Source organism: Candidatus Poribacteria bacterium, from assembly GCA_021162805.1.
Taxonomy (GTDB): Bacteria; Poribacteria; WGA-4E; order B28-G17; family B28-G17; genus JAGGXZ01.
This window is the reverse complement of record JAGGXZ010000119.1, coordinates 20,684-31,111: the sequence shown is the minus strand read 5'-3', so window position 1 is coordinate 31,111 and position 10,428 is coordinate 20,684. Positions and strand designations below refer to the sequence as shown.

11 protein-coding genes are annotated in these 10,428 nt (G+C 54.0%); 8 read left to right on the top strand and 3 right to left on the bottom strand.

From position 1 onward, the window contains the following. Positions 1 to 391 precede the first annotated feature (391 nt). The 8 genes from J7M22_09360 to J7M22_09325 all read left to right on the top strand — a co-directional run bounded on the left by J7M22_09360 (position 392) and on the right by J7M22_09325 (position 7,865). Positions 392 to 1,303 carry a sugar phosphate isomerase/epimerase gene (locus J7M22_09360; protein ID MCD6506817.1) on the top strand — a complete coding sequence of 304 codons (912 nt, stop codon included), beginning with the start codon at positions 392 to 394 and terminating at the stop codon, positions 1,301 to 1,303. A gap of 1 nt (position 1,304) precedes the next feature. Then, on the top strand, positions 1,305 to 2,147 hold the full coding sequence (locus J7M22_09355; GenBank protein ID MCD6506816.1) for a dihydroorotate dehydrogenase electron transfer subunit: 843 nt from the start codon (positions 1,305 to 1,307) through the stop codon (positions 2,145 to 2,147). After that, on the top strand, positions 2,144 to 3,067 hold the full coding sequence (locus J7M22_09350) for a dihydroorotate dehydrogenase (protein ID MCD6506815.1): 924 nt from the start codon (positions 2,144 to 2,146) through the stop codon (positions 3,065 to 3,067). Before J7M22_09355 ends, J7M22_09350 begins: the two co-directional genes overlap by 4 nt. A gap of 218 nt (positions 3,068 to 3,285) precedes the next feature. After that, entirely contained in the window at positions 3,286 to 5,637 is a 2,352-nt protein-coding gene (locus tag J7M22_09345; GenBank protein MCD6506814.1) for a beta galactosidase jelly roll domain-containing protein, read from the top strand. A gap of 186 nt (positions 5,638 to 5,823) precedes the next feature. Next, positions 5,824 to 6,327 carry a sigma-70 family RNA polymerase sigma factor gene (locus J7M22_09340; protein MCD6506813.1) on the top strand — a complete coding sequence of 168 codons (504 nt, stop codon included), beginning with the start codon at positions 5,824 to 5,826 and terminating at the stop codon, positions 6,325 to 6,327. 29 nt (positions 6,328 to 6,356) lie between these two features. Further along, positions 6,357 to 6,830 (top strand): hypothetical protein, encoded by a 474-nt coding sequence (locus J7M22_09335; protein MCD6506812.1) that lies wholly within the window; start codon positions 6,357 to 6,359, stop codon positions 6,828 to 6,830. Then, positions 6,827 to 7,084, top strand: a complete 258-nt coding sequence (locus J7M22_09330) for a hypothetical protein (GenBank protein ID MCD6506811.1) — start codon at positions 6,827 to 6,829, stop codon at positions 7,082 to 7,084. The genes J7M22_09335 and J7M22_09330 overlap by 4 nt, the downstream gene beginning before the upstream one ends. A 76-nt stretch (positions 7,085 to 7,160) precedes the next feature. Next, positions 7,161 to 7,865, top strand: a complete 705-nt coding sequence (locus J7M22_09325; GenBank protein MCD6506810.1) for a hypothetical protein — start codon at positions 7,161 to 7,163, stop codon at positions 7,863 to 7,865. Positions 7,866 to 7,893: 28 nt separating this feature from the next. Here the strand turns inward: J7M22_09325 and J7M22_09320 are convergent, their stop codons facing one another. From J7M22_09320 to J7M22_09310, 3 genes are all read right to left on the bottom strand, one after another. Continuing rightward, a complete protein-coding gene (locus tag J7M22_09320) occupies positions 7,894 to 8,580 on the bottom strand; it encodes a hypothetical protein (protein ID MCD6506809.1) in 687 nt (228 codons plus the stop codon). An 85-nt stretch (positions 8,581 to 8,665) separates the two neighbouring features. Beyond that, the gene (locus J7M22_09315; protein MCD6506808.1) at positions 8,666 to 8,836 is read right to left on the bottom strand and encodes a hypothetical protein; all 171 of its coding nucleotides are present in this window, start codon (positions 8,834 to 8,836) and stop codon (positions 8,666 to 8,668) included. A 170-nt stretch (positions 8,837 to 9,006) separates the two neighbouring features. Next, positions 9,007 to 10,383 carry an O-antigen ligase family protein gene (locus J7M22_09310; GenBank protein MCD6506807.1) on the bottom strand — a complete coding sequence of 459 codons (1,377 nt, stop codon included), beginning with the start codon at positions 10,381 to 10,383 and terminating at the stop codon, positions 9,007 to 9,009. Positions 10,384 to 10,428 lie beyond the last annotated feature (45 nt).

Below are 10,428 nucleotides of genomic sequence, written 5' to 3'. Positions count from 1 at the left end.
CGCCGTCATTAATGACTACAAATGACTATCAATGACGACAAATGACAATAAATGACCTATAAGCGGCGGACAGCCGACTGCGGACGGAGCTTTAAAATCTCCGCTACACTCAGCGATAATATGAGCGTTTCAATGATTTGGCATAATCAGGCGTGGTAAGGGCGTTTCCCTGGGCGTGCCTCCGAATCCGGCAGGCACAAGGAGGAAGGGCGAATGGCGAGTAGCGAGTGGTGATTCTCCCCTATTCGCTGCTCGCCACTCGCTACTCGCTACAATTACAGCGCCGGCGAAAAGCGTTGAAAACCCCTACCGCGAGATGAGGCACATTGATCTTCCGCCATGAGGTGTGATATAATAGAGCCGAATTCCGGATGATCAGGGAGTTGGAAAGATGGCGAAACTGTCGATAGGAAGCTGGGCCTACGCGTTTGGGCCTTATGAGAAAAACCCTATCCCGTTTGATGTCGTCGTCAAGCGGCTCGGCGAGTTGAGATTCGACGGGGTTGAGATAGGAGGGTTTAAACCCCACCTTCATCCGGATGATTATCCGATGAAGGCCGAAAGGGATGCCATAAAGGCCATGATAAAGGTCAACGGATTGGGTGTATCAGGTTTGGCCGCCGATTTCTGGTCAGGACCACCGCCCGCGACAGACGAGGCGCTGGAGGACGAGGCTTATATCAAACTGTTCAAGAAGAACCTTCAGCTATGCCTTGACCTCGGTGCGCCTGCCATCCGCGTCGATACGGTCAGCCCACCCGATGCCGAGATACCGGGCGTCGACAGGAAAACAGCATGGAATAGGATCGTCGAGCAATGGCGTGAATGCTCCGAGATCGCCCGGAAGTTCGGCGTCAAGGTCGTTTGGGAGTTCGAACCCGGATTCATGTTCAACAAGCCCTCCGAGGTCTTGCAGATGGTGGAGGACGTCAATCATCCGAACTTCTCCGTTCTATTTGATACATGTCATGCTTACATGTGTGCCGTGATTGGCGCCAGACAGCCGGAGCCGAAGGAAACGCTCAAAGGAGGCGTGGTGGAGTTCGCCAGGATGCTCAAAGGGAAGATAGGACATATACACCTGATCGACTCCGATGGCACGCTACACGATAACGAGACCAGCACCCATAGGCCCTTCGGTGAAGGGCTTATAAACTTCGACGAGGTTATCCCGGCCATCATAGAGGATGCCGGATATAAAGGTGAATGGTGGACGATAGATCTCTGTTTCTGGCCTCAGGCCTGGGAGGTGACGGCAAAGGCAAAGGAGTTCCTCACGCCATATCTTGAAAGATACGGATGATATGAAATACCTCGAAAAACTGACACTCATCGGGAACGAGCCTATATCCTCCTATCATTTCAGGATGAGATTACGCTCACAGAAGATATCATCCTCTCTCAGGCCGGGACAATTCGTTCACCTGCGGATATCCGATATGACCGATCCTCTGCTGAGGAGACCCTTTTCCTTCGCCGATGTCGGAGAAGGTTGGTTCGAGATAATCTATGAGGTGGTCGGCAAAGGGACGAAGTTGATGTCGGATATGAGGCCCGGGGCGCTTATAAGCGGTCTCGGGCCTCTGGGAAATGGGTTTTATCTCACACCTCTCCCCGATTATGCCCTGATCGCCGGTGGAGGTACCGGCGTTGCATCTCTGATCATGCTCGCCCGAAGGATGGTCGAGCTCGGTGTGCAAACGACATTTCTGATTGGGGCTAGAAGCGCCGATAGACTGCTCTGTCTTGAGGAGATAAAATCTTTCGGATGCGAAGTGATGGTGGCAACCGACGATGGCACCTTCGGGTTCAAAGGTACCGTCCCACAGCTCATGAGTAAGATCATCGATGAGAGAAAGCTCGACAGGGTCAGAACAACCATCTACGCATGTGGGCCGATGCCGATGTTGATCAAGGTGGCTCAGCTCCGTAAAGGGCTCCCAACTCTGGTTTCGCTTGAAAGCGTGATGGGATGTGGATTGGGGGCGTGTCTGGGATGCGTTGTGCCGATCAGAGGTGGAGATTACGGAAGGGTATGCACGGAAGGACCTGTTTTCAACGTCGATAGAATAGATTGGGATAGAATACGGAGGTGGATGAACCACCACGGCATCGGTCGTATGAGCTTGATTGAGGGCGGAGGATGATCACACCTGACCTTTCCGTCGAAATAGCGGGCCTTAAGCTCAAGAATCCCGTGATGGTCGCATCCGGCACTTTCGGATACGGTCAGGAATACAGCGATCTCTTCGATCTGAACCGTCTGGGAGCGATAGTCACTAAATCCATAACCCTCAAGCCGAGGTCCGGCAATCCTCCTCCCAGGATCGTCGAGACCCCTTCGGGCATGCTCAACGCCATAGGATTGCAAAACGTCGGACTGGAGAGCTTCATCTCACAGAAGATGCCTTTCCTGCGCGGCCTCAATATCCCTGTGATAGTCAATATATCGGGGGACTCGCCCGACGAATACATCGAACTGGCGGAACGACTTTCAACGGTTGAGGGTATCGCCGCTTTAGAGCTGAACATATCCTGTCCGAACGTCAAAAGGGGGGGAATGGCGATAGGGATCGATCCGGAGGAGACGCATGAGCTTGTTTGGCGCGTGAGGAGGGTCACCGGTTTGCCCCTTATCGTCAAATTAACCCCGAACGTCACCGATATCACCCTCATCGCGAAGGCGGCGGTGGACGGTGGCGCGGAGGCTCTGTCGCTGGTCAATACCTTCCTGGCCATGGCGGTGGATGTCGAGAGAAGAAAGCCGATGTTGGCAAATGTGACCGGTGGGCTCTCCGGTCCCGCTATAAGGCCGATAGCGGTCAGGATGGTCTGGCAGGTTGCTCAGGCGGTGGATGTGCCGGTGATCGGGATCGGCGGGGTGATGAGCTGGCGCGATGCCCTGGAGTTCCTGATCGTCGGTGCAAGCGCCGTGGCGGTCGGGACCGCCAATTTCGTCAACCCGATGGCGCCGATCCAGATCATAAAGGGCATAGCCGAATATCTCCAAAGACATAGGGTGAGATCCATAAGGGATCTCATCGGATCGCTCCAGATCGACCCCTGATCTCCCCCCTCCATAAAAGCTTTATCGCCACGGGACGGTTGAATTTCCCATCATACGATCCGATAGCGATATCCGAGTATGTCGCCCGGTGTGAGGATCATCTCAGCACCTCCGCGGAACCGACGGTCTGGTTAATTATAATCGCCCGGAACGTGGACAGTCAATTGACGATGTATCGGCCCCTGTGATAAAATCTCCCTGTGCAGGAGGATAGATCGATGAGAGTTCCGACCACCCTCACGACGCTTGCGATGCTGTCGATGATCGTGTTCTCCGGATGTGAGGTCGGCATCAGAGAAGGGGTTCTCAGGAAGGACCTCTCAGGTATATGGAAGTTCAAGGCCGATCCGAACAAAGTGGGTGAAAAGGAGGGATGGTTCAAAGAGGATTACGACGATTCAAACTGGCGGGATTTCAAAGTGCCGGGGGTGTGGAATGAGGGCAGGGACGCGGGAGTGGCCTGGAACTACAGCGGATACGGATGGTTCAGACGACGATTCACCGTTCCAAAGGGATGGAAGGGATATAGGCTGGATCTGAACTTCCTCGCCGTATACCTGATAGCCGACGTCTGGCTTAACGGGGGACACCTCGGCACACATCGGGGCGGATACACCGCCTTCAGGTTTGACGTGACCGATAAATTGAATTATGACGGGCCGAATCTGTTGGTCGTCCGCGCCGATAACACCGGCAGACGGTTTCAGGTCCCCTGGCACTCGATAGATTGGTGGAACTGCGGTGGCATAAGCCGGGAGGTATACCTGGAGAGACGACCCCTCTTCTCCGTTCAACGGCTCTTCATCACACCCCATCTCACGCCCGAGGCTGGGATCGATCTGGACGTCGATTTCGAGGACAGGGGGTTGAACCTCTCTGAGGTCAAAGCCTATGCTGAGGTCGAGTTTGAGGGCAGGACGATCGCTCGGACGAACCTGATAACCCTTAGGCCGAATCGAAACGGAAGATGGCATCTATCCCATAAGATCCACATCCCCGATCCGCATCCGTGGTCCCCAGATACGCCTAACTTATATCAACTAAGCTTCTTCTGGAAGGTCAAAGGAGGGAAGACATGGTGGAGAATCCCCGAAAAATTCGGGCTGAGAGAGATCAAGGTACGAGGCACAAAGCTCTATCTTAACGGCGAGGAGATCTTCCTCCAGGGCGTGGCGCTCCATCAGGATTATCCGGAGATGGGAAGCGCAGTGAGCAAAAGGGCTCAAAGGGAGGATCTGATGAGGATAAAAAGGCTGAACGCCAACTTCGTCAGGCTCGGACACTATCCCTTTCATCCGTATTCGCTTGACGTATGCGATGAGATCGGACTGTTGGTCTGGATGGAGATACCCGTCTGGCAGAACAGCCCTGAGGAGCTAGCCGACGAGGGAATGTATAGAAACTGGGTCAAACCTCAGCTCGACGAGATGATAGACCAGTACTACAACCATCCCTCCATCATATTCTGGAGCGTGGGAAATGAGTTCAGCCGTGCATGGCTACCCGATAAGGAACCTCCTCAGACGATAGGATATGTCAGGAGGACGACCGAATACGTCCGAAGCAGGGATCGATCGCGGCTTGTGACGTATGCCTCGGCCGCATCAACCGGATATGGAACGTGGAGGTTCCTGGACGTCATCGGCAAACCCCTCCACTACGGCTGGTTTCACTCCAAAAACGTCTATGACGTCAGATCGCAGGTCGAGCTCATCCATAAATACGCCCCCGATAAACCCATCCTGGCGATAGAGCTCTGCGGCATGAGTGAGGAGGGGCACCATGCCGGATACGGCGCGGACGAGCGGTGGAGCATGGAGTATCACGATAAACTCCTTCGGGTGCTGCTGCAGAGTTTGATGGTGAGGAAAGATTACGTCTGCGGCGTGACCGTCTGGACGCTGGCCGATCTGAAGGGCGGCCGCGAGAGGGGAACCTACGGCCTGTTCACAAGGGATCGACGGGTGAAGTTCCTCTACGATACCGTCAGGAGCCTCTTCACGCGCGATCCGAAGCTCCTGATCATCGAACCTAAAGCTCTCTTCCAGCCCGGGGAGACGTTCGAGGTGGAGCTGTGGGAGTTCAACAGGCTGAAGAGGGATTTCAGAAATTGTAAGGTCAAGTGGTGGATTACCGGTTTAAAGGATGGTAGGTATTCAAAACTGGCCTCGGGGGAGATGAAGGCGGACATCCCCGCCAATTCATCGGAAAGGATAGGTGATGTGAGATGGCAGGTGCCGGAAGGGACGACAGGGTTCCACACCCTCAACGTCCGCCTGCTGAACGCCGAAGGGAGGGAGCTCTTCTTCAATGACCTCCACTTCGATATAGCTCGGCCCACCCCACCGGCGATCCTCAGGGTCGATGTAGCGGATAAAAAAGGCAGGCCGATCGAAGGTGCAAAAGTAAAGCTGGAGGATCTGGAGAAAACGACCGATTACCTTGGAACGGTTCATTTCCTGATGCCCGAAGGGAGATACAGGATCAGGGTGATCTGCAGGAAAGGTGAGATCTCGGATGAGATCGAGCTTAAACGGGGAGAGGTAATAAGGTATAAGGCGGATTTCTGACCTTTCCCCCCTTCTTAGCATCTTTATAAGTGACACGGGAGATCCAAGCGAAGATTAAGGCGATCAGCTAAAAGGTCATTTATAGTCATTGAGTCATTTGGCTTCGCCGTCATTTCATGCTACAAATGGCTGTAAATGACAACAAATAACCTTCTCTTCAGCTCGATTCAGGAGGATCAAAGCGGGATGGAACTGGGCGAGGAGGAGCTGGTAAGACAAGCTAAAGATGGAGATGAAACCGCCTTCGGGTTTTTGGTGGACAGATACAAGGGGGCCGTTCACGCCCTGGCATATCGCAAGCTGGGGGATTATCACGAGGCGGAGGATGTCGTCCAGGAAGTCTTCATAAGGGCCTATCAGAAGCTGAATACGCTCAGGGAGCCTGGAAATTTCGCCGGATGGCTTTACGTGATCACGGTCAACTGCTGTCGGATGCATCTGAGAGGGAGATATAGAAAGCGCGGCAGGACGATACCGCTGGATCAGGTCTCACAGAAACAGTGGAGTTCCCTCTCTCTGAGACGTCATATCGATGAGGAGAGGCGAAAACTCGTTCGGGACGCCGTGGCGGGGTTGCCTGAAGGTGATCGCACCGTCATCACCCTCCACTATATGGGAGGGATGAGCTGCAAGGAGATAGCCCGCTTTATGGGCACCTCCGTAAACCTTCAACCTCATCGCCCATCCTGAGTAGAATCATCCCATCGGCTCTGGCAACGATGGCCGTTGTATTAACCATCGGATTGGGGCTTTTCTGGAACTTCGCACCTCAGATCGATATGGGACCCTTCAATCATGAACTGACCGGGGAGAAGGGGATTCGCGTGAGTTTCATCCCTAATCCGCCGGGGGAAACCGATACCTCGACCTCTCCGATCCGGAATAATTCTCCCGCCCGCGTGCTTATCAGGAAGATCCGAATCCCGGTTATGGTGGCATCTCCCGCGTCCGGTTCACAGAGATCGAGCGCGCGGGATATCCGAGATCGAATCACCGCCAATTCGGGCGTGTTAATCACAATCGATATATCTGACACGGATAATCCACATATCGTATCATCTGTGCCATTAGAAGGTGATCCCGTCACGGGATGTGTCGTTTTCCACAGGGAAAAGGTTTTCGTCGGAACCGATCGAGGATTGGAGGTGACGGATGGAGGAGATTGCCTTCGGGTAGGAGCATGGATGGGGTGACGAGGGCGTATGAGCACAAGGGGAAACTGGTGTTTATCGCCCAGGATAAGTGGGGTGAGGCGGTGAATATCGAGAGAGGAGTTCTCAGGACGGTATCCGACCTCGCCATATCGGGCGATATGGCGTATCTCCTCGTGAGACCCAAAAAGCTGATCGTTCTCGATCTGCCGGGGATGAGGATACTGTCCTCCATCGATCTGGGACGGGAATTTGAGAGGATCACCCCGGCCGAGGAACGGATCGTGCTGTTTTAGCGCGCACGTTGACAGAGGAGGGGATATGATATATAATCTTAGCGTTCGTTAAACTTATGTGCCGGAGGGGGTTCTTTTGAGAGGATGGCGATGGAGCCTCATAGCGGCCTTATTGTCGGTCGCCTTTTATATCGTCTCTCAAACTGAGGCTATGGGCGGGCTCATGAGGTTTATAAGGAACACCATCGCCAGGATCACGGCCTCGGTCGCTCTGTATCATTCTCACAGATCTGAGCCATCTTTGATCACACTTCGCACAGGCGACGACACCACTCTAAAGGGAGTTGAAAGCAAAGAGGGTTCCCAGGGGATATACGCTACGATCATCAAGAACCACAGGGAAGAACCCTCCTCCGAACTTCACACGAGAGGAGAGGAGAAGGAGCTGGACTGGCTTTTCAGCCAGGTCGAATCGCTTCTGGTTGAAGAGGATCAAAACGCATACGATACATACGATCAGATGGACAGCGCGGAGAACGGGAACGGGGAAAAAGAAGAGGATTCAGGCGATGGGGATTTGAAGGACTTGGATGAGTTATGGTCGCAGATAATAGGAGATGACTTCCCGTATCCCGATCCCTACGCATTGAACGATCTGTATTACGAGGAGGAACAGTGGACGGCCGATGAGCCCGTAGAGGATCTGAGGTCGATGATCAACGACGAGGTGGAATCGGAGCTCAGAAGGATCATCTCCGATATGTTGAAGGAGGAGGGGATATCCAACCCCGATCAGTTGCTTAAAAAGCGGATGACCCCCGATAGGGAAGGCCTTCGGTGATCAACCTGCCGAAAAAGTGAAAATCCCCTTACGAAAGCTTCCTGAAGGCTATCAAACCATCCGATGGGATACCGCCGACAAACCACTCCACTCCTTTCTCCTTTGCCCTCTCCCTCGCCTCTATACTCGCCCAGTCTTCTCCGACAACAACTCCGAAGGCATTTACACCGGCGGACTGTAATGTCTTCGCTCTCCTGAAGGCACGCATCACATCATTCCCGTTAACCTTCAGCGATACCTCAACCACCGCTACCTTTCCATCCTTCCACCAGATAAGGTCGCAAAGGGTGGGGTCCTCTTCGGCCTGGAAGATCGTCTCGTCATCGAGGAGAGGTGCTAGCCAGTCGCTTAATCTCTCCTGCACGATCGTCGCATCGGTTGGGCCTCCCTTTCCACCTCTGAAAAGCACGGGGGCACGTTTGACGATCTGTCTCTCATATCTCTCTCCCTCCCTTCTACCGGCTTCACCTCTCTGCCAGGATATAAGGGCGCTTAGCTGCTCCGCCATATTCTGAACCTGAACGGTGAGTTCCTCCACCCTTCGTTCCGTCGTCTTCTGTGCCTCTGCGAGCTCGCGAACTATGGCGGGCAACTCAAGAAGCTCCTCTGTCAGGAGGAGACGCCTTAATTCTGCGCGCCACCTGGGGTATTCCTCCAGGATTTTCACCAAATCGGAAAATTCCTCCACTGTGAATGACGTTGCGCTACCTCTCATCGCCCTTCCTCCAAAGCGACGGGAAACCGTGTGAACCCAATTATATCACGAGTTCGCCGATCTGTCAATGACGGTTCATTCCCTGTTATGGTATTGAATTAGGCATATAACCTACCATAAGGTCTATGGCCCAGCGGGCGGCCATCGCCAATCCCCTGCAGACGTTCAGATTGATCGAGCCGTAGGACATGGCCGGGAACATAATCGGGGTCTCGAGCTCCAGATAGAGGATAAGCGCCGTTAATCCTGCTGCCATCTCTGTTCATAAACCCCGTTAGACCGCATCCCGATATCTCCTTCGGATCAGGACAGAACCGGAAGCTCACCGGAATCCCTCCTTCAACTGATGTGAGGGGGCATAAGAGCAAAATCCATACCGTGTCTCGACTCAAATCCGGCGGGATCTCACGGAGGAAGTGACGAAAATTAGGCAGGCTGCATCTTTTCCAACCTCTCTCCCACGGCAGGCAGCAGGCCGTAAAGGCCCCAAAACGGCACGGCGACCTTATCGGCCGCTAGGAGGTTGTTCACCAGGAAATGGATCAACAGTGCCCCTTCGGCTCCCATCATGCCCAGGATCAGCCACGCATATCCGCTTTGGCGGGCGAAACGCAGCTTTTTCAGCCCATATCTGTAAAATTCGACTATCAGCCAGATCCATGCCCCGAAACCCAGCATCCCCATCTCCGAAAGCACCTGGAAGTACTCGCTGTGGGCCCCTATCTTGTATTTGGCCAGCGGCCCTATCATCCACGGCTCACCCTTATAAAGCAGGGGGAAGGAACCGTATCCGTTGCCTATTACCGGATGACGGAGAAACATCATCACCGCCGCACCCCATCTGAGCAGCCTCGCCCTGTTAGAGGCGAAACGCATGTTGATGAACGTCCCCAGCCTTTCAAAAAGCGCCGATGAGACGCCGGGGGCGCTTGCCGCCACGCCGATCAGAGCGATCCCTCCCAAAACCAGAAGGAGCTTCCTCGGGGCGGAGACCTCCGATCTGTACATCATGAAAGCGCCGATCACGACGATCACCGAAAGCCATGCCCCTCTCGAAAAGCACAGGAGCATACCACCGGCGAAAACGGCGAATATGGCCCACCATCCCACCTTGTCATAATCCCCAGCGTCAAACAGAAGCCTGCTCAGGATGAGGATCAAAAAGACGGAGAGAAAGGAGCCGTAGACGGAGTAGTTCGTAAACGGGCTCCCCTGGTAGGCGATCCTCCACTGCCACAGGTCTATGTGCTTTATGAGGACCATGGAGGTCCATATGACCGCTATGATCGCCGACGGGACGGCGGAGAGGAAGATCGTCTTGAGATGGACTTCGCTTCGGATCAGATCGTATACCACGAAACTCAGCATCATGTAAGCGGTCGCCCTGATAGCCCCTTTGGTCGAGATGTAAAGATCGGGCGAATTGAATATCGAGATGAAGGTGGCAAAGGCAAGGAGCAGAAGAGGGTATCTCAGCGGGAAAGGGGATCTCCTATCCACGTCGGGACGCATGAGTCGGATCAGCCACCTCATGACGAAAACCACGGCCAGTATTCCCACCAACGGCTCGCTCGGTATCTGCATCTCCGCCTTAAACGGCAGGATGTATCTGAAGGAAAGAGGGGTGGACAGGAGCAAAAGGCAAAGGGCGAACTCCGGGATGAGGATGGTAAGGAAGATCAGGGCGGCGAAGACCAACATGAGCGCCTGATATCCCTCATGATATCTCGCCAGAGCCGCCCCCGAAAGGGCCAGAAAGGGCAGATAGAGGAGAAATCTGGGCAGATCCCCCAGCCTCGTCATCTCCTTATCCTTCGCACGTCCGAAAGATTTTCAACCCCGATTTGA

What these genes read in the sequence shown, in the direction of transcription:
- J7M22_09360 (MCD6506817.1), top strand. Translation starts at nt 392, where the DNA reads ATGGCGAAACTGTCGATAGGAAGCTGGGCCTACGCGTTTGGGCCTTAT.
- J7M22_09355 (MCD6506816.1), top strand. Translation starts at nt 1,305, where the DNA reads ATGAAATACCTCGAAAAACTGACACTCATCGGGAACGAGCCTATATCC.
- J7M22_09350 (MCD6506815.1), top strand. Translation starts at nt 2,144, where the DNA reads ATGATCACACCTGACCTTTCCGTCGAAATAGCGGGCCTTAAGCTCAAG.
- J7M22_09345 (MCD6506814.1), top strand. Translation starts at nt 3,286, where the DNA reads ATGAGAGTTCCGACCACCCTCACGACGCTTGCGATGCTGTCGATGATC.
- J7M22_09340 (MCD6506813.1), top strand. Translation starts at nt 5,824, where the DNA reads ATGGAACTGGGCGAGGAGGAGCTGGTAAGACAAGCTAAAGATGGAGAT.
- J7M22_09335 (MCD6506812.1), top strand. Translation starts at nt 6,357, where the DNA reads ATGGCCGTTGTATTAACCATCGGATTGGGGCTTTTCTGGAACTTCGCA.
- J7M22_09320 (MCD6506809.1), bottom strand. Translation starts at nt 8,580, where the DNA reads ATGAGAGGTAGCGCAACGTCATTCACAGTGGAGGAATTTTCCGATTTG.
- J7M22_09315 (MCD6506808.1), bottom strand. Translation starts at nt 8,836, where the DNA reads ATGGCAGCAGGATTAACGGCGCTTATCCTCTATCTGGAGCTCGAGACC.
- J7M22_09310 (MCD6506807.1), bottom strand. Translation starts at nt 10,383, where the DNA reads ATGACGAGGCTGGGGGATCTGCCCAGATTTCTCCTCTATCTGCCCTTT.